This window comes from Acinetobacter sp. ANC_7655 (genome assembly GCF_056784015.1).
Genome location: NZ_JBWYJB010000002.1, coordinates 231,524 through 250,061, shown reverse-complemented (window position 1 = coordinate 250,061; position 18,538 = coordinate 231,524). Strand labels below are relative to the sequence as shown.

The 18,538-nt window shown below is 40.6% G+C and carries 16 protein-coding genes; 5 read left to right on the top strand and 11 right to left on the bottom strand.

Annotation, left to right across the window (positions count from 1 at the left end):
- The first annotated feature begins 8 nt into the window (after nt 1-8).
- The 4 genes from tssM to AC1M9N_RS05170 are packed head-to-tail and all read left to right on the top strand — an operon-like array spanning nt 9 to nt 5,899.
- A complete protein-coding gene (tssM, locus tag AC1M9N_RS05185; protein WP_481954364.1) occupies nt 9-3,848 on the top strand; it encodes a type VI secretion system membrane subunit TssM in 3,840 nt (1,279 codons plus the stop codon).
- Nucleotides 3,849-3,891: 43 nt separating this feature from the next.
- Nucleotides 3,892-4,851: a type VI secretion system-associated protein TagF gene (gene tagF / locus AC1M9N_RS05180; protein ID WP_481588748.1), complete on the top strand. Its 960-nt coding sequence runs from the start codon at nt 3,892-3,894 to the stop codon at nt 4,849-4,851.
- The gene (locus AC1M9N_RS05175; protein ID WP_092766604.1) at nt 4,851-5,609 is read left to right on the top strand and encodes an OmpA family protein; all 759 of its coding nucleotides are present in this window, start codon (nt 4,851-4,853) and stop codon (nt 5,607-5,609) included. The genes tagF and AC1M9N_RS05175 overlap by 1 nt, the downstream gene beginning before the upstream one ends.
- A 23-nt stretch (nt 5,610-5,632) precedes the next feature.
- The gene (locus AC1M9N_RS05170) at nt 5,633-5,899 is read left to right on the top strand and encodes a PAAR domain-containing protein (RefSeq protein WP_092766603.1); all 267 of its coding nucleotides are present in this window, start codon (nt 5,633-5,635) and stop codon (nt 5,897-5,899) included.
- Between the two features lie 135 nt (nt 5,900-6,034).
- Here AC1M9N_RS05170 and AC1M9N_RS05165 read toward each other — a convergent pair whose 3' ends face one another.
- The 5 genes from AC1M9N_RS05165 to ribF all read right to left on the bottom strand — a co-directional run bounded on the left by AC1M9N_RS05165 (nt 6,035) and on the right by ribF (nt 11,617).
- The gene (locus AC1M9N_RS05165) at nt 6,035-6,577 is read right to left on the bottom strand and encodes an NADPH-dependent FMN reductase (RefSeq protein WP_481588750.1); all 543 of its coding nucleotides are present in this window, start codon (nt 6,575-6,577) and stop codon (nt 6,035-6,037) included.
- A 120-nt stretch (nt 6,578-6,697) separates the two neighbouring features.
- Complete coding sequence (locus AC1M9N_RS05160; protein ID WP_035270560.1) at nt 6,698-7,180, bottom strand: FKBP-type peptidyl-prolyl cis-trans isomerase; 483 nt, start codon at nt 7,178-7,180, stop codon at nt 6,698-6,700.
- Nucleotides 7,173-7,715, bottom strand: coding sequence for a signal peptidase II (gene lspA / locus AC1M9N_RS05155; RefSeq protein WP_035270556.1), 543 nt, complete (start codon nt 7,713-7,715; stop codon nt 7,173-7,175). Before lspA ends, AC1M9N_RS05160 begins: the two co-directional genes overlap by 8 nt.
- A complete protein-coding gene (gene ileS / locus AC1M9N_RS05150) occupies nt 7,708-10,554 on the bottom strand; it encodes an isoleucine--tRNA ligase (RefSeq protein ID WP_481954363.1) in 2,847 nt (948 codons plus the stop codon). Before ileS ends, lspA begins: the two co-directional genes overlap by 8 nt.
- A 61-nt stretch (nt 10,555-10,615) precedes the next feature.
- Nucleotides 10,616-11,617: a riboflavin biosynthesis protein RibF gene (ribF, locus tag AC1M9N_RS05145; RefSeq protein WP_481954362.1), complete on the bottom strand. Its 1,002-nt coding sequence runs from the start codon at nt 11,615-11,617 to the stop codon at nt 10,616-10,618.
- 192 nt (nt 11,618-11,809) lie between these two features.
- Between ribF and AC1M9N_RS05140 the strand changes: the two genes are divergently transcribed.
- Nucleotides 11,810-12,376 carry a 5'-methylthioadenosine/S-adenosylhomocysteine nucleosidase family protein gene (locus tag AC1M9N_RS05140; RefSeq protein WP_481608689.1) on the top strand — a complete coding sequence of 189 codons (567 nt, stop codon included), beginning with the start codon at nt 11,810-11,812 and terminating at the stop codon, nt 12,374-12,376.
- 77 nt (nt 12,377-12,453) lie between these two features.
- On the opposite strand, the gene AC1M9N_RS05135 is transcribed toward AC1M9N_RS05140, so the two are convergent.
- The 6 genes from AC1M9N_RS05135 to AC1M9N_RS05110 all read right to left on the bottom strand — a co-directional run bounded on the left by AC1M9N_RS05135 (nt 12,454) and on the right by AC1M9N_RS05110 (nt 18,223).
- Nucleotides 12,454-13,068 carry a TetR/AcrR family transcriptional regulator gene (locus AC1M9N_RS05135; RefSeq protein ID WP_035264923.1) on the bottom strand — a complete coding sequence of 205 codons (615 nt, stop codon included), beginning with the start codon at nt 13,066-13,068 and terminating at the stop codon, nt 12,454-12,456.
- Nucleotides 13,069-13,383: 315 nt separating this feature from the next.
- The gene (locus tag AC1M9N_RS05130; RefSeq protein WP_481592770.1) at nt 13,384-14,178 is read right to left on the bottom strand and encodes an ABC transporter ATP-binding protein; all 795 of its coding nucleotides are present in this window, start codon (nt 14,176-14,178) and stop codon (nt 13,384-13,386) included.
- Between the two features lie 8 nt (nt 14,179-14,186).
- Nucleotides 14,187-14,984 (bottom strand): aliphatic sulfonate ABC transporter permease SsuC, encoded by a 798-nt coding sequence (gene ssuC / locus AC1M9N_RS05125; RefSeq protein ID WP_180000343.1) that lies wholly within the window; start codon nt 14,982-14,984, stop codon nt 14,187-14,189.
- Nucleotides 14,985-15,037: 53 nt separating this feature from the next.
- Entirely contained in the window at nt 15,038-16,213 is a 1,176-nt protein-coding gene (gene ssuD, locus AC1M9N_RS05120) for an FMNH2-dependent alkanesulfonate monooxygenase (protein WP_092766595.1), read from the bottom strand.
- 21 nt (nt 16,214-16,234) lie between these two features.
- Nucleotides 16,235-17,167 carry a sulfonate ABC transporter substrate-binding protein gene (locus tag AC1M9N_RS05115; protein ID WP_481586966.1) on the bottom strand — a complete coding sequence of 311 codons (933 nt, stop codon included), beginning with the start codon at nt 17,165-17,167 and terminating at the stop codon, nt 16,235-16,237.
- Between the two features lie 81 nt (nt 17,168-17,248).
- Complete coding sequence (locus tag AC1M9N_RS05110; RefSeq protein WP_481954361.1) at nt 17,249-18,223, bottom strand: sulfonate ABC transporter substrate-binding protein; 975 nt, start codon at nt 18,221-18,223, stop codon at nt 17,249-17,251.
- Between the last annotated feature and the right edge of the window lie 315 nt (nt 18,224-18,538).

Here is an 18,538-nt window from a genome sequence, read left to right as displayed (position 1 = left end):
AGAATACAATGCACACGATATTAGGCTATGTATGGCAGTACGTTTCAAACCCAAAGGCAATCATTGCATTGTCATTGTTTGTTGCCTTAGTGTCTGCCTATCACACGATACCTAGACAGTATTTCTGGCCGCTTGCGGTGGCTTATGTACTGGGTCTAATCGGTTATGGAATCTATTGGTTCATTCAACGCAAACGCCATGAGAAGCAAGGGGAAGAATTGGCGGAAGCAATCGAAAAAGATACCCAAGCTGAGTATGGTAAGCAGAAGGATAAAGATGAACTACAATTGGTTCATCAACAGATGAAGGATTCAATTCAGCTCATTCGTAAGTCAAAGCTGGGTGATAGAAAAGGGAATGCAGCGCTATATGAGTTGCCTTGGTATATGGTCATTGGTAACCCTGCTGCCGGTAAGAGTTCTGCCATTTATAACTCGGGCTTAAAGTTCCCATTCGAAGAAACGCATAAAAATGCAGTGTCTTCAGGTTTGAGTGGAACACGTAATTGCGACTGGTTTTTCTCAACAGAAGGGGTGTTGTTGGATACTGCTGGTCGTTACTCAGTCTATGCAGAAGATCACTCTGAGTGGATTGGTTTTTTGAACTTGCTCAAAAAAAATAGATCTAAAGCGCCGATTAATGGACTGATTGTCACCGTCAGTATTGCCGAGTTAGTTAGTCAAAGTCCTGAAAAATCGTTGAAACTTGCTAAAAACTTGAGAGCACGTATACAAGATTTGACGGAACGTTTAGAAATCTTTGCACCTGTATATTTGGTGTTTTCGAAAATGGATTTGATCGCAGGATTCACTGAGTTTTTTGATTGTTATGATCAAGATGAATTTGACCAAGTTTGGGGAGCAACGCTGCCTTATAATCCAGATTCATCTGAAAATGCTGTTGATCTATTCGAGCATCATTACAACATTTTGTATGATGGATTGAAAAGCGTGAGTACGACTCATTTAAGTCGCCGTCATGCACAGAATATCTCACCAAGTGTGATGACTTTTCCGCTTGAGTTTAAGACTTTAAAGCCAGCACTCAAAACTTTTATAGGAACACTATTTGAGGAAAACCCGTATCAGTTCAAACCTGTATTCCGTGGTTTTTACTTCACCAGTGCCTTACAAGAAGGAACGATCGAGAGTCCAATGACGGAGCAAATTGCTCAAGAATTTAGACTTCAGAAAATTCCGAACAGCGAACATGGTATTCCACAAAATTCTGTATCACAGAATCATGGGTATTTCTTAAAGGGATTATTTTCAGATGTCATTCTGAAAGATAAAAACTTGGTGAAGCAACATATTAACCCAGCGAAAAAGCGCCAACGTTATTTGAGTTTTATTGCAGCTTTACTTGGGGTATCTGTAATTTTAGGCCTGTGGGTGTGGTCTTACCGTAACAACCAACAGTTGATCGCAGATGTTCAAGCCGATCTGAATAAAGTGATGCAAATGGAGCAGGCATCAGGTCAGCATTTGGCGACACAGCTCGACTCGTTACTAATTTTACAACAGCGTTTAGAACAGTTAGATCAATTTGAAGAAGATCGTCCATTAAAGTTTGGCTTTGGTTTGTATCAAGGCAATGATCTGCGGGAAAAACTTAAAACCGAATATTTAAATGGTGTGCGACAAATTGTTTTAGAACCGTCTCAACAAAATATTGGCCAGTTCTTGCAACGTGTCAAAAATAATGAAGCGACACTAAAAGAAAATCACGTTAATGTTGAAATTCAGCAAGTATCGGCTAAACCTGCACAAAATGCTTTGGAACCTTCTGATTCGAATCCGCAAGATGCTTACAACGCATTGAAAGCTTATTTGATGATGAGCAATTCAAAATATATGGAAGCAAGTCATCTGAGTGATCAGGTTACGCGCTTTTGGCGTTCATGGTTAGATGCGAATCGTGGACAAATGCCACGTGGTGAAATGATCCAAAAAGCGGAGCAGGTGCTGACCTATACCATGACATTGGCGAATGATCCAAAATTCCCACAGTTGTCAGCGGATGCGCAATTGGTTGATCAAAGCCGACAAGTATTGTTGGCGGTGATGAAGGGGATGCCAGCACGTGATCGAGTTTATAATGAGATCAAAATGCGTGCTGCTGTACGATATCCAGCGGTGACAGCAGCTCAAATTGTAGGTGAGAACAATCGTAGTGCCGTATTAGGTTCTTATGCTCTTCCTGGGGTATTTACATATAAGGCATGGAACGAATATATCGATCAAGCCATTGATGAAGCTGCGAATAGTCCGACAGACAGTCGTGACTGGGTGTTGAACAGCAATCAATCAGATGACCTCACCTTTAGTGGTAGTCCAGATCAAATTCGTAAGCAGCTGACTGAACTCTATAAGAAAGAATATATCGCAGAGTGGCGTAAATTCTTGAATGGAATTTATTATGCAAAACAACCTGATTTTGCCCAGCAACATAAAACAATAGATTTATTGGGTGAGCCTCAAAACTCCCCGATACGTTTGCTCATTGAGCATACAGCGAAAGAAACCAATTGGGATAACCCTGTGGTTCAAGCGGAATTGGCTGCTCCACAAACAGGATTTATCGCTTGGTTTAAACGTAAGGTTCTTCGTCAAGATAATACCAATGAAATTCAACGTGCAGCTGAGCGCGCCCAAGGTGCTATCTCAAAAGAATTTAACGTTTTTTATCAGTTGGTTCGTAAACGTGATGATCAGCAAAATAAATCATTACTTGATGAGTATTTAGAAAATCTCGCACAGGTACGCAGTAAGTTTAATGATCTCCGAAATGCAGGGGATATTGGCCCAAATGCGATGGCTTTGGTAAAACAAACCATCAATGAACAAACCTCAGTATTTAATACTACGCAAAAACTTGTCGATGAAAAACTGACGGTCGGTCTGAATGATATTGACAATAAGCTCATTCAAAAGCTTTTGGTGAGTCCACTGACACAATCCTTTGCAAGCTTAATCACGCCAGCACAAGATGAGATTAATAAATTATGGGTGATGCAAGCTTATCAACCGTTTAATCAGACTCTGAGCCAAAAGGTTCCATTCAATACCTCGGCTTCAATCCAAGCGACGAGTAGTGAAATCGGTCAAATCTTCGGTGAGGGCGGTAGTATTGCCAATTTTGTTAAAGAAACGCTCGATCCATTTGTGATTCGTCGTGGCTACACACTGACTTCTAAAACGTGGAAAGACCAAGGCATTATCTTGAATCCACAATTTGTGATGAGTTTCCAACGCTATGTTTCACCACTTAACGGTGTAGCTACAGGTACTTTGTCACAAAGTTCTGCGCCTGCTGCGACCAATCAGTCCAACTTCCAATTCTATCCATTGTCTAATCCACAGTTGCTGTCTTATACGATTGATATTGATGGTCAACGTATGGTCTTTGAAAATGGTATCCAACAGTGGGTGAACTTTGTTTGGCCGAATACTGGTGCTATTCCTGGAGCACGTATTACTGCAGTCGATCTTGAAGGGAAAACGCATACGATTTTTGATGCACCAGGTGAATACGGGATCAATCGTTTGATCGACTCTTCGCAACGTCGTGATCAAAATGGTGTCATCGAAATGACTTGGGCAAGTGCTCAACAACCATCATTAGCGGTAAAAGTAAACTTCCGTTTGATCAGTGGGAATTCAGGTCAAGGTGGAACAGGCGTTGGTTCTAATCGTGATTTAAACGGTTTGCAATTGGTTGATAAGGTGACGACCAACAAGGCGACAGCACGTGTGGTATCTGCTCAAAAGGCACCAACACCAGCACCTCAAGCTGAGAATTCAACGAATACGGCATTGCAAAATGCAACACAAGGAGCACAGCCATGATGTATGGAGTACAACTTAAGATGGATCATCAGTAGGAGGCGATATGTACAGTGTGAAAACAATGCCTTTGTACTATGGTAAGAGTCCTGCTCGTGGCGATTTTCTGAAAACCAAAGGACAGTATTCTCTGATTCAAGTAATTGATCAGTGGATTACTGAAGCGCTTGAAATGGCAATGAGAAATCCAAATTTCGATCAAAATTATCAAAGTTTGGCATCATTAGATTTCTTTATTGCCAATCCGCGTGAAAATATGTTCTTGGTTGCAAACTTAGTGACCAGCCAAGACAGCTCAGGTCGTCAGTTTCCTATGGTGTTGAGTCACTTATTGGAAGTGGATGCACCCTACCAAAATTTGCTCTATGCACCTTATAGCTATAAGCCAGTTTTGATTGACTTATTTCAAAGAAACCGTGTGATTCGTCAAATTCGAGATGCTGATGATTTAATCGAAAAACTGGCTCAGCTCAAAAAAGAAATTCAAGTTCTTGATGTAACTGAATCAACCGCTTTTTTTGAAAATCATACCATGCATTCGTTTGCACAAATGATGAAAATATCGGTCTATGAGCTTGCACAAAGCATGATTGGGCTAGGTCTTTTACTCCAACCTGTATTAAAAAATGGAACGAGTAAACTGAATAAGGTGTTAATTTTACCGATTCACAACCCTAGTTTTTGTTATGAAATCGCAGCATTCTGGGTTAGTTTAATTGCAAGATTTTTGCCAAAACATAATACCGAAGTGTTAATTGGTATTCTTCATTCAGAACGTCCAGTTTTATTATTTGGCTTTCAGGGCGCAGATATTGAAGCATTAAGTGATATTTTCAATCAGAACTTAAGCTCTGAACATTGGGTTTCATTGGTACAAGCACAGTGGATTGATCGCTATTTGGAGCAAAATGCAGGTCTTGCTGCACTCGAGCAATCTTTGTGCGAACGACAGTTAAGTTTAAATCAAGGAATGAAATTATTCCGACAGACTTTTATAGAAGAATAATGATGAAGAAAACCTTATTAAAGATTTCACTGCTTAGTTCGATATTGAGTATAAGTGTTATATCGTTTGCGAAAGAAATTATCGTTGAGGGAGTTGTTCCTAACGAGATGAGCAAACAGGCCATATTGAATAAAATGAAAGTGGTCTATAGCCAAGACCAAATTATCGATAAAATTCAGGTTCGTCCTGTCACTGCACCCAATGGATGGAGTGATTCCGTGACACAAGTCATTACACCTGATCTTAAAAAAGTTTCTCAAGGAAAATTGAGTGTAAGAGGAACACAAGTTGAGCTCACAGGTAAAGTCCTCAATCAAAATGATATCGTACCGACTCAAAATACATTTCAAAATTTAGTTGTGGCACCTTATCGCTTTAATGCACAGTTATCTGTGAATCATGCAGAACAAGCCATCATTGATAATGCTTTAAAAAATCGAATTATTGAATTTGCTTCTGGAAGTGCCACACTTTTACCAGCAGGCACACAAATTTTAGACGAAATGGTGGTTGCGCTAAACAAAGTTCAAGGCAAAAATGTCAAAATCATCGGACATACTGACAGTCAAGGTAATCCACAGAAAAACAAAGAATTGAGCTTGCAACGTGCGGATGCAGTAAAACAATATTTGATTGCCAAGAATATTTCACCTTCACGATTAAGTACAGCGGGTATGGGTGCTGATGAACCTGTTGCAGACAATGCAACGGAAGAGGGTCGTAAGAAAAATCGAAGAATCGAGTTTGAAGTTCAATAAAATATTATAAAAGGAACAAGTGTATGGCTTTCCCTTATATTACGATTGGCTCTCCAACCACTGGTGGTGGGCAGGTTATTTCAGCAAATAGTTCTTTCTTAATCGAAGGTAAGCCAGTTGCTTGTGTAGGGGATAAGGCCACCTGTCCTAAACATAAAACGGTGACGACAATTGTTGCGGGTGACAGCAAAATGGTTATTATGGGAAAACCCGCCGCACAGCATAATTCACCTTTGGCATGTGGATGCAAATGTATAGGGAATCAAAGTTTAACGGTTGGACAAAATTAGTTAATTCATTGGGATCTGTATCTAAAAAGAACCCTCTAATTTTAGAGGGTTTACTTTTTCAACTATAATTTTATCTCGATCAAAGTGTCTTCGGTATTTGTAATCGCGCACCTACTGATGATCTGAAGATGATTATTACGCACTTACATATTGCACAATTTTATCAAACGCAGATTTAAGCGCTTTGTCATCGAATTCATTGCCTTCGAATGTTTCATTGCGATTGCGTGCAAAAATATCGCGAATCTCAACCACGGCATTTGAGTCGACTAAACCTAATTGCGTAGCAACTTGACGGATTTGATCGATAGAGCGAGAGCCATTACTACCGCCATAACTGACATAAGCAGCAGGTTTTCCATTCCACTCTTTACCTAAATAGTCGAGTGCATTTTTAAGTGCAGGGCTGTATCCATGATTATATTCAGGACTAATAAATATAAATGCATCACCTTTCGCGATTTGAGCAGCCCATTCTTGTTGCTTAGGTTGATCATATATACCCGTTAGTGGTGGATTTGCTCCAGCGAAAAACGGTAAATCCCATTCTTTTAAGTCCACAATTTCTGTCTTAATCGTGCTGTAGTTATATGATGAAATCGTGTTTTGAACCCAATTTGCAACTTTAATGGCTGTGCGGCCTTCTCGAATGCTTCCCACAATAATTTGAATATTCACCAAATTTATCCTTCTATCTGTTATCACACTGACTTTAAAATGTTTTTTTTAAAAAAGGTAGATCGAAAATGTATCTAAAAAAAAGCGCCATAAGGCGCTTTTTTATGTACGAATCAGGCATTACATAATTTTGATGCCTTGCTGACCTGCTGGTGTTACTTTGAAAATTTCAACTTCAAAAGTAATGTCCTTACCAGCAAGCGGATGGTTAAAGTCGACCTCAGTGATATCATCACCAACCGATTTAACCACACCATATAATGACTGCTTTGCTTTATCTTCAAACTCAATCATTTGACCTTCAGCAGGACGTTGCTCAAATTTAACAGTATCAAATTTTTGCACGTTCTCTTGGTTCCAAGGGCCAAAAGCATCTTCAGCAGGTAAACTTACTGTACGACGGTCACCCGCGCGTAAGCCAAATAAAGCTTTTTCAAAACCAGGCAATAAGCTGCCATCACCTATCACGAGGCTTACAGGTTCTTCGCGACTACGGGTATTATCAATTTCAACACCATTTTCAATGGCTACTGAAAAGTGTAAATGTACTTTTGAACCCGCTTCAATGCGAGTATCTTCATTTGGATTAATAAAATCAGTCATTTTGCGCTTCCGCACGTTGAATACGATGTTTCTCTAAGAAAAAAGTATCGATCAGCATTAAGATGGTACCTAAAGTAATGGCACTATCTGCAAGGTTAAAAGCAGGGAAGTGGCTATTGTTATAGTAGACATGAATAAAATCTACAACATAGCCTAAACTTACTCGATCAATAAGATTACCAATCGCCCCACCTAAGATGAGTGCGATGGCTAAAGGCAATACTTTCATGTTTTTTGGCATACGCATAATCCAAAACACAAAAATAACCGAGACAATTCCTGCAAGTGATGTAAAGAAATAACGTTGCCATCCACCGGCATCGGACAAGAAACTAAAGGCAGCGCCGTAGTTATGTAGTAATGTCCAATTTAAAAAAGGTAAAACAGGTACAGGGTCTGCATAAGTCAGATGTGTACTTGCTATCCATTTAGTCCATTGATCCAAAATAATGGCAACAATAGACAATCCTATCCACCACAAATTGTGGGGATAGAATTGGAATAAACCTTTTTTATTATTTTGTGGATTAGGCATATTTTCTCTCTTCGCCTTGACCTGTAGGGAGGTTAATAATACAACGACCACATAGTCCTGGATGTGATGGATGTGTATTCACATCAGGCAGAACATGCCAGCAACGAACGCATTTTTCGCCGTCAGCAGCAGAAACTTTCACATTCAAGCCTTCTAAGTCAGATACTTCACCTTGTGCTGCATCGAAACTATTGACCATCACTTGTGAAGTAATGAGAACGAAACGAAGTTCATCGCCTAATTTGTCTAGAACGGCTTTAAGTTCATCATTCGCCCAAAGCTCAACCTTAGCAGACAAGTTTGAACCCACAGTTTTCGCACCACGTGCTGCCTCGATAAACTTATTCACTGCCGATTTCACATTGATCAATGTTTGCCATTCAGTTTCTGATACGACATTGGCACTTGATGCAGTCGGAATATCATACCATTCAGCAGTGAAGACATATTTCTCAGTTTGACCGGGAATCAATGGCCAAGCTTCTTGTGCGGTGAACGTTAAAATAGGTGCCATCCAACGTACAAATGCTTGAACCAAATGGTACAACGCAGTTTGTGCAGAACGGCGTGCTTGAGAATCTGCTTTGGTGGTGTACTGACGGTCTTTGATAATGTCTAGGTAGAAACCACCTAAATCGTTGATACAGAAATTCGTCAGCGCACTTGTCACGATATGGAAGTTCATATCTTCGTAAGCTTTCTTAATGGTTTCTTGCACTTCTGAAGCACGTTGCAAGATGTATTGATCAAGTGCAATCAAATCATCAATCGCTAAGCAATCAGTCGCAGGTTGGAAACCATTTAAGTTTGCTAACAAGAAACGCAATGTGTTACGAATACGACGGTAACCGTCTGAGGCACGGTTAAAGATTTCTTTACCTGCGGTCATTTCATAACGGTAGTCTGCAGATGCAATCCAGAAACGAAGGCCATCAGCACCCATATCTTTAATGATGTCTTGCGGTGTGATGACGTTACCGATCGATTTCGACATCTTACGGCCTTTCTCATCGACCACGAAGCCGTGTGTCAACAAGCCTTTATACGGTGCGCGTTCGTTGATTGCCATTGAAGTCAACAATGAAGATTGGAACCAACCACGGTGTTGGTCTGAACCTTCAAGGTACAAATCAGCAGGGTCTTGTAGCTCTTCACGTTCACGAAGGACTGCAAAGTGTGTTGTACCTGAATCGAACCATACGTCTAAAGTATCTCGAACAGCGTTATAGCAATCTGCATCATCACCGATGAATTCGCGTGCATCACGGTTATACCAACCATCAATACCTTCTTGCTCGATTAACTTCGCAACTTCTTCAATTAATTCAGGTGTACGAGGGTGTAACTCGTTAGTATCTTTATGAACGAAGAATGGAATTGGCACACCCCAAGTACGTTGGCGAGAGATACACCAATCTGGGCGACCTTCGATCATCGCTTGAATACGGTTTTTACCCCAATCTGGTACAAACTCAATATCATTTTCAATCGCGTTCAATGCACCTTGGCGTAGACCTTTGGCATCCATGCTGATGAACCATTGTGGTGTTGCACGGAAGATAATAGGTGTTTTATGGCGCCAGCAATGTGGGTAGCTATGTTTAATCACAACATGTGCCCAAAGTTTGCCTGCTTCAGTCAATGCTTCAATAATTTTTGGATTGGCTTTGTAGATGTGCTCGCCTGCAAAGAGTGGCGAAGTTGGTAGATACACACCATTACCACCGACTGGGTTTTCAACTTTTAAGTTGTACTGTAAGCCAACTTTATAGTCGTCTACACCATGACCTGGTGCAGTATGTACAGCACCTGTACCGCTACCGTCAGTCACGTGCTCACCTAAGATTACAGGCACTTGGCGTTCAGCGATCAGTGGGTGTTGCAGAACAAGGTTTTCAAGTTTTGCACCAGTGAATTCTGCAATGACTTCAAATGCAGTAAAACCATAACGCTGAATAGCTGATTCAACCAATGATTTCGCAAGAATGAAGTTTTGAGGTGCTTTGTCTTCGCCAGTCGCTTTCACAAGTTGATATTCGAGATCAGCATGAAGCGCAACCGCTTGGTTGGCAGGCATAGTCCAAGGTGTTGTGGTCCAAATCACGATGTCGGTACGTTCAGCAATGTCTACACCCAAACGTGCAGAAAGGTCAGCTAAATCAACAACGCTGAAACCCACATCAATTGCGTCTGATTTTTTATCTTCGTATTCAACTTCAGCTTCAGCCAATGATGAACCACAGTCTAAACACCAGTTGACGGGTTTAAGACCTGGTTCGATATGACCTGCTTTGGCAATAGCACCCAATGAACGCACGATGTCGGCTTCTTGTTTGAAGTTCATCGTTAAGTACGGATTGTCCCAATCACCAAACACGCCCATACGCACGAAGTCTTTCTTTTGCAGTTCAACTTGTGTGTAAGCATATTCACGGCAGGCTTTACGGAATGTAGAAGCATTTACTTTTACGCCGACTTTACCGACTTTTTCTTCAACTTTAAGTTCAATTGGAAGACCATGACAGTCCCAACCCGGTACGTATGGTGCATCAAAACCATCCATCACTCGGCTTTTAATGATGATGTCTTTTAAGACTTTGTTAACCGCATGACCTAAGTGAATTTGACCATTCGCATATGGAGGGCCGTCATGAAGCACATATTTTTTCTTGCCAATACGCGACGCACGAATCTGCTGATAAATGTTGTCGGCATACCACTCTTCTAACCATTTCGCTTCACGTACTGCGAGATTTGCTTTCATCGCAAAGTCAGTACCTGGGAGGTTTAGCGTGGCTTTATAGTCCACTGCATTTTCAGGAGTTTGCTTATCGCTCATGCAAGTTGTCTTCCAATTTAATCAGTCTAAAGCTGACGCGTTTTACAAAAATTAAGGAGTATTAATAAGGAAAGTTGGGGTTATTTCGGCGAAACTCAAGCAGTTGCTCAACATCATCATCGATCCCAGCTTTGAGTGCTTCTAGCGAAGGATAATTCTTTTCGCCGTGAACAAAGTTCAAAAATGTTACCCGCATTAACAGACCATACAGATTAGCAGAAACATCAGGGAAATGTACTTCTAATCGCCACTCTGGATGTTCCTGTTGGATGGCTGGTCGGGTGCCGACATGTCCTGCACCGAAAAGGGCTGTAGACTCATAACCAGCGATACCTAGATATTCGGCATTTTCATTACGAACTTTGTCTTTTAACGATTCTGTTTCACAAATCACTTCAACACCATAGATACCATGTAAACAGGGCTTATGGCGGTTTAGACGAACATTGATAGTTGGAAAGTTAATGGTGCGACCGATTTGATCACCATATTGAACACGACCCGTAATGCTATACGGGCGACCAAGTAGCTCCGCAGCTTTTTTAAGGTCCCCTGTAGCCAAAGTTTGGCGTATTAAGGTAGAGCTAATACGCTCGCCATTCAGTTCAACGTTATTTAAATCGGTGACTTGAAAACCATAATCGCGCAAGAATTGGCTATTACCTTGTCGGTTTTTACCAAAATGATGATCTTCACCAAGTACTAGGCTTTGGGTATTCAGCTTGTATTTTAGAATATCAGCAAACTCTTCCGCACTTAAATTACGGAAAGTGTCATCAAATTTGGCAACAACAATATAGTCGATACCAAGTGCAGCCAAATGTTCCACTTTTTCACGTAATGAACTAATTCGTGGTGGTGCATCGTAACTTTTAAAATATTCTAAAGGCTGTGGCTCAAAAATCATCACCACAGTTTTTAAATCTTGTTGTTGTGCAATGTCTTTTAATTGCTGAACCATCGCCTGATGACCCAAATGAACACCATCAAAATTGCCAATGGTGACGGCAGTTTTGGGCAATTGAAAGTTGGGCGCTAAAGCATTCAGACGGAGTAGCTTCATGGGCGAAATGGTGACTAAAATTAATTTGGGCTATATATTGCCATATTCTCACAGTTTCGTCTTGTTGTTGTGTTTTTATTCAATACTTTTCTTGTTCTAGATCAAGACGCTTGAGTCATTAGATCAAAGAAACTTTTATTTCGGGATATATTTTTGTCTAATGTATTCCATTCGAAATTTAATGAGTAAGTAATGTCTGATCTAGCCCTAATTATGGCCCTAGCAAGTGAATCTAAAGGATTATTCGAAGCTGAAAATATTGCAGTACATTACAGTGGTATTGGTAAGGTGAATGCAGCATTTAAAGCATTTGAAGTGATTCAAAAAACGGGATGCACAACTTTGCTGAATTTAGGAACAGCAGGAAGTTCGCATTTTGATGCACATTCCTTGGTTGAAGTAACGACATTTGTACAGCGAGATATGGATGTTTCACCGCTTGGCTTTGAAGTTGGTGTTACACCGATGGATCAGGAATTTCCCGCAGCGATTAACCTAGAGCCGTATTTTCAACATCTTCCCAAGGGCATTTGTGGGACTGGCGATAGCTTTGAAACTGGTGCACCTAAGGTGCCATGTCAGTTGGTTGATATGGAAGGATATGCGCTCGCCAAAGTATGTAAGAAACTTGGCGTTCGTTTGATTTCCGTGAAATACATTACAGATGGGGCAAATGACACCGCACATTTAGATTGGGAGGAGAACTTGTTGTTGGGCGCTCAAAAATTATTGGCTTTATATCAGAGTATGGAACACTAGATTTTGAAGATTTTGGCGACCATAGAAACTATGGTCGTATGCCAGAGATCAATCTCGAAGAGATTTAGAGAAACCAATTATGGTCGAGGTAAAATACCGTATAGCATCATATGGACTGTATGCTCAATGGTACGTTGATACATGGTGCGATTGCGCAAGGTTTTTCCCGTTACCATTTCAGTTTGGGTGCTAAAATCAGCATAGTTTTGTGTGATACCCCAAAGGTTAATAATTAAAACCTCAGCATCGATCTTGTCTGATATTTTGCCTTGCTCTTGCCACGTGGAAATGACTTTAGATTTACGTTTGAAGAGTTTTTTTAATGGGCCTTTCAAAATTGGCAGGATATGTGGTGCGCCTTGGATAATTTCTAAAGCAAATAATTTTGATGCCTTATGTTGAGTACGGGAAACCTCAATCTTTTGCATGAGATATTGTGTGATCGCTTCAGCAGGCTCTAAATCAGCTTCCAACATTTGCAGTGGAGCTAACCATTTTTGCATGACAGTAGTCAGTACTTCGACATAGAGCGCTTCTTTATTTTCATAGTAATAGAAAATATTCGATTTGTGCATTTCCGCGAGTTGTGCAATTTCATCTAAGCTTGCACCACTAAAACCATACACAGAAAACACATCTAATGCAGCAGCTAAAAGCTGTTGACGTTTTTGCGTACTCTTCTTTTGTTCCATCTCGTCAGTAAATTATAAAAAGGAACCTCAAATTGTACGGCAAAACGTGCGATTTGTGCACAAGGATTAGGGCATTTGCAAAAGAATATGAAGAATAATTGTGTAGTTAAGTGATAAAACTAATAATAAGACACATGTACAATTTATTTGATAAACAAATACATATTACTCATGTGGGAAATGCTGATCGAGAATATCTTTTAATTTAATTAAAAAAAGCCATTTATCAGTACGAAAAGTGTCTAATTTTCCGACGAAAATTAGACACTTCCATTTACCTCATTCAACAATTCAGAATGTCATATTTTGTATCGCTTAAGTTGAAAGTACGGCTTCTAAAACTTGTTGTTCAAGCTCTGCAAATTTGACATTTTTTTGTCGCGGTCGTGGTAAATCTACTTTGAACTGATGTGCGATATGACCTTTATCGAGCAAAATAATACGATCTGCTAACTGAACAGCTTCACTGACATCATGTGTCACTAAGATGGTGGTGAAGCCTTGTTCTAACCATAGTTTCTCGATTAAATTTTGCATGTCTAAACGCGTAAGCGCATCTAAAGCCCCCAAAGGTTCATCAAGTAATAGTATTCGAGGGGTATGAGACAAGGCACGTGCTAGCGCTGCTCGTTGACGTTGTCCACCTGAAAGTTGTGCAGGCCAAAGTTCAGCTTTTTCATTTAAGCCAACTTTTTCCAATAATGCTTCAGCCTTATCATGCTGGGATTTATCTAAGCCCAATTGCACATTTTTTAAAATGCTTTTCCATGGTAATAGGCGAGGATCTTGGAACATGACGCGGATGTCATCTGCGGTAATACCTTCACGAAAGTTCAGTGCAGATTTAAATTTAATCTCACCGTAACTCGGTTGTTCTAAATCCGCGATTAACCGTAACAACGTACTCTTACCACAGCCACTTCGACCCACAATGGCAACAAATTCACCAGGTTCTATATGTAGGTCTAAATCCTCTAATACTTTAACTTTGCCATAGAACTTGTGCAGTTGTTCAATATTGATTTCTGCACCGATCTTTTGTGGAGCTGATCTGGCATGATCTGGAATGACATGTTCATCAGCGAGATTTGAAATACTTAAATCAGTCATACGCATTCCTATTTTTGATAGCCTGGATGCCAGCGTAATAAATATTTTTCTAAGGCAACCGCGAGTACATCCGCTAATTTACCAAGTAGGGCATACAGTAGAATCCCAACTAAAACGACATCTGTTTGTAAAAATTCACGCGCATTCATGGTCATGTAGCCAATTCCAGCTTGTGCTGAGATGGTTTCAGCCACAATTAAAAGAACCCAAACTAAACCTAGTGCGAAGCGCAAACCAACTAAAATGGAAGGAAGAGCACCTGGTAAAATAATTTCTTTATATAACTGCCAGCGTGTTAAACCATAACTCTTGCCCATCTCGATCAGCTGAGGATCTACAGATCGGATACCGTGATACGTATTGATATAAATTGGGAAAAACACGCCAATCGCGACCAAAAATAATTTGGCAGATTCGTCAATTCCAAACCATAGAATCACCAATGGAATTAAAGCTAAAGCTGGAATATTACGGATCATTTGTAGGGTCGTGTCGAGTAACGTAGAGGCTACTTTAGATGAGCCATTTAACAATCCTAAAAATAATCCTAAGCCCCCACCAATCAGCAAGCCAATCAGTGCACGTCCCGCACTGACTTGGACATGTGTCCACAGTTCACCACTGAGCAATAGATGCCAAAAAGCCAAAACCACTGCGGTTGGAGCAGGCAAGACGCGGCTTTCTAAAATGCCAGTGACTGATGCCAGTTGCCAAATCACAATAAGGAAAATGGGTACTAACCAAGGCAACAAACGTTGCCCCAGTTGTTTGGTTCCTCGAGAGAGAAAACCTTCAGCTTTAACCACCTTGGTTTTACTCAACACGATAGAATGTTTTTGAGTTTTATCTACCGCTGTTGTCATGCCGGCTCCTGAACCTGATCTCCTTTTTTATTTTCTTCAGGAGTATAGTTATTCGCGACAATCTCACCAAAAGGACCAGTCAGATTAGGTTGAGTCAGTTTTTGGCGTGTTTCTAATGGCAGAAGAGGGAATACCAATTCAGCAAAACGAATTGATTCTTCAAGGTGCGGATAACCCGAGAAAATAAAGGTATTAATGCCTAAATCTGCATATTCTTGGATACGTGCGGCCACAGTTTCAGGGTCACCTACTAATGCCGTGCCTGCACCCCCACGGACGAGACCTACGCCAGCCCATAAGTTTGGTGACACTTCAAGTTTCGAGCGATCTCCATTATGAAGTTCAGCCATACGACGTTGACCAACAGAGTCCATTTGTTTAAATTTTTTCTGTGCCGCAGCGATGGTTTCATCATCAACATACTGAATTAATTCTTCAGCAGCTCTCCATGCTTCCTCGTTGGTTTCGCGGACGATGACATGTAAACGAATACCGTAATCTAGGGTGCGACCTTTAGCTGCCGCCTTAGCGCGGACATTTTCAATTTTTTCTTTAACCGCTGCTGGAGGCTCTCCCCAAGTTAAATAGGTATCTACTTGATCAGTTGCCAGTTCAACAGCATCATCAGAAGAACCACCAAACCACAATGGTGGATAAGGTTTTTGGACGGGTGGATATAATAATTTTGCATCATCCACGCTTAGACGTTCACCATGGAACGTGAAGCTTTCACCCGTATGAGAGCGTTTTAAAATTTCGCGCCAAATCGTAGTATATTCAGTCGCAGTTTTATAACGCGTTTTATGATCTTCATAGACGCCGTCACCTTTTAACTCTTGCTCATCACCACCAGTGACCAAGTTCAATAGAACACGGCCATTTGAAAGACGGTCAAAGGTTGCTGCCATACGTGCAGCCAGTGCAGGAGTGGTTACCCCTGGACGCAAAGCAACGAGAAATTTAAGATTTTTGGTGGCATCAATTAAACTTGCGGCAGTCAACCATGGATCTTCACAAGAACGACCAGTCGGGATAAGCACACCTTCATAACCTAGATTATCCACCGCCACAGCGATTTGTTTCATGTAGGCATGGTCGACAACACGTCCGCCTTTGCTTGTACCTAGGTAGCGACTATCACCATGAGTAGGAATAAACCAGAAAATTTTCATTACTTAAGTCCTTAATATGAGTTACTTACCAGTCCATACGACTTGGTTAATTTGTATCGGTTTAGGAATGATTTTGAGCTCAGCAAAGCGATCAGCCAGTTGTTGCTGATCTGCAATGACTTTCGCGGTTAAAGGTGCTGCATAAGATGGACGAGGTCGGCGCTGAACAAAGGTTTGGCTGACATTCGGCTTTAAACCTGTTGTTTTGGCAAAAATCGTTGCTGTAGTTTTTAAGTTCTTTTGAACCCATTGATCAGCAAGATTAATCTGTTCAATGACATCAGAAATCGCTTGAGGATGTTTGTCGATAAACTTGCCTGAAGCGAGATAGAACGTGTAATTCGGGCTCAGCCCTTGTCCAGTGGTCAAAACTTTTGCTTTATCTTCAAGTTCAGCAGCAGCGTAATACGGGTCCCAAATGGCCCATGCATCAACAGCACCTTTTTGGAATGCTGCGCGTGCATCAGCAGGACTTAACCAAATTGGTTTTACATCGCTCCATTGCAAACCTGCTTTTCGGACGGCTTGGACCAATAGATAATGTGAACTAGAGCCACGATGTACTGCGACACGCTTGCCTTTGAGGTGTTTAAGCTGAGTAATTTTGGATTTTTGCGGCACTAAGATTGCTGAAGAAAGTGGCTTCGCCGCCTCATAAGCAATGTAATGCAGAGGTTTGTTTCCTGCTTGCGCATAAACAGGGGGGGTATCACCTGTTGCACCAATATCCACTGAACCCACTGCAAGTGCTTCTAAAATTTGAGGACCACCAGGGAACTCATTCCATGTAATTTTGGCATTGGGAAATTCTTGCTCAAACAGTTTTTGCTGTTGAGCAATCACCAAATTTACGGAAGATTTTTGGAAGCCAATGCGTAATTCTTTCACTGAGGGATCAACAGCCCATGCAGCTGAGCAACCCAACATCGCACAGGCAAATAGCATCGTTGTCATTGAATGACTTGAGGTTTTAAACCAAGTGTGTGCTGTATTTGCTGATTGATATTGAGTCATGTTCATCACCTTTTCATGTTGTTATTTGGGTGTAGGCGCAATAATTGCGGCCTGAATATTGATTTTGTTTGGAATCAATTTCTGTTGATGGAATACATCGGCAACTTTTTGCTGATGTTGAGCAACTTCAGTACTAATTGGATAAACGCCGAAGCTCATACGTCCAATTGAGGTTTGAAGAATTTTGTAATCTAGACCTGTAGGCTTCACGAGCAGTTGAGCGGCTTCATCTTTATTGGAAGCAATCCAATCAGATGCTTCATTAAGTTCTTGAACAACGGTTTGTATAATTTCAGGATTCTGTTCAACGAACTTACGATCAGCCATATAGAACTGGTAGTTATTGGCATTCCCTTCGCCAGAAGCGAGAACACGTGCGCCGATTTGATGCTCTGCTGCTGCAAAGAACGGATCCCAGATTACCCATGCATCGACTGCACCGCGCTCAAATGCTGCGCGAGCATCCGATGGTGGTAGGTAAACCACTTCAATATCATCAAGCGTCAAATGATTCTTTTCTAAGATCTTCAAGAGAAGATAATGAACGTTAGAACCTTTGTTTAACGCTACACGCTTACCTTTAAGTTGTTGAATATCTTTGATGTTCGAATTTTTTTGAACAATCAACGCTTCAGCGCGTGGAGTCGCAGGTTGATTTGCGACATAAACCAAATTTGAATTCGCTGCTTGGGCAAAAATAGGGGGGGCTTCACCGACTTCACCAAATGAAACACTGCCGACATTCAAACCTTCTAACAGTTGTGGTCCACCTGGGAACTCTACCCATTTCACTTGAATGTTTTGATCCTTCAAAGCGGCTTCTAATTCACCACGTTCTTTAATCACGGGCAGTAAGCCATACTTTTGATAACCGATATTTAACACTTGGGTTTTATCTTCTTTTTTTGAGTCGCAACCAGTGAGTAGCAAAGCACCTGTTAACGCAGAAGACAAAATGAGTGTTTTTTTCCAAAGATTAGCGTTAAAGCTGCTCATATTGAAAATCCTGAAAACTTAAAAATAAAAAAAATCAAAAAAATAAATGCGTCATGTAACGAGCCTAAGTTAATGAATTTTCTATTTCGTAAAAAATAAGAATTCAGGAATTCCTAATGAATAAAAAAGATAAAATTAAAAGAGAAAAAAATATCTAAAAAAATGCAAAAGGCTCAATCTAAGAATAACGATATTTTTTTTCTAAGTTTATGAAATATATAAATATATATTAAAATATTAAATTGTGATAAGGATATGATTTGTATGAATATATCGAATGATTGTGAAGATAGTTCACCTAGGAATATCGATATA

Excerpts from the sequence above, each read along its gene's own strand:
- AC1M9N_RS05110 (WP_481954361.1), bottom strand. The coding sequence starts at position 18,223 with ATGAGCAGCTTTAACGCTAATCTTTGGAAAAAAACACTCATTTTGTCT.
- ssuD (WP_092766595.1), bottom strand. The coding sequence starts at position 16,213 with ATGAAAATTTTCTGGTTTATTCCTACTCATGGTGATAGTCGCTACCTA.
- AC1M9N_RS05115 (WP_481586966.1), bottom strand. The coding sequence starts at position 17,167 with ATGACAACGATGCTATTTGCCTGTGCGATGTTGGGTTGCTCAGCTGCA.
- AC1M9N_RS05175 (WP_092766604.1), top strand. The coding sequence starts at position 4,851 with ATGATGAAGAAAACCTTATTAAAGATTTCACTGCTTAGTTCGATATTG.
- ribF (WP_481954362.1), bottom strand. The coding sequence starts at position 11,617 with ATGAAGCTACTCCGTCTGAATGCTTTAGCGCCCAACTTTCAATTGCCC.
- tssM (WP_481954364.1), top strand. The coding sequence starts at position 9 with ATGCACACGATATTAGGCTATGTATGGCAGTACGTTTCAAACCCAAAG.
- ileS (WP_481954363.1), bottom strand. The coding sequence starts at position 10,554 with ATGAGCGATAAGCAAACTCCTGAAAATGCAGTGGACTATAAAGCCACG.
- AC1M9N_RS05135 (WP_035264923.1), bottom strand. The coding sequence starts at position 13,068 with ATGGAACAAAAGAAGAGTACGCAAAAACGTCAACAGCTTTTAGCTGCT.
- lspA (WP_035270556.1), bottom strand. The coding sequence starts at position 7,715 with ATGCCTAATCCACAAAATAATAAAAAAGGTTTATTCCAATTCTATCCC.
- AC1M9N_RS05170 (WP_092766603.1), top strand. The coding sequence starts at position 5,633 with ATGGCTTTCCCTTATATTACGATTGGCTCTCCAACCACTGGTGGTGGG.
- tagF (WP_481588748.1), top strand. The coding sequence starts at position 3,892 with ATGTACAGTGTGAAAACAATGCCTTTGTACTATGGTAAGAGTCCTGCT.
- AC1M9N_RS05140 (WP_481608689.1), top strand. The coding sequence starts at position 11,810 with ATGTCTGATCTAGCCCTAATTATGGCCCTAGCAAGTGAATCTAAAGGA.
- AC1M9N_RS05160 (WP_035270560.1), bottom strand. The coding sequence starts at position 7,180 with ATGACTGATTTTATTAATCCAAATGAAGATACTCGCATTGAAGCGGGT.
- AC1M9N_RS05130 (WP_481592770.1), bottom strand. The coding sequence starts at position 14,178 with ATGACTGATTTAAGTATTTCAAATCTCGCTGATGAACATGTCATTCCA.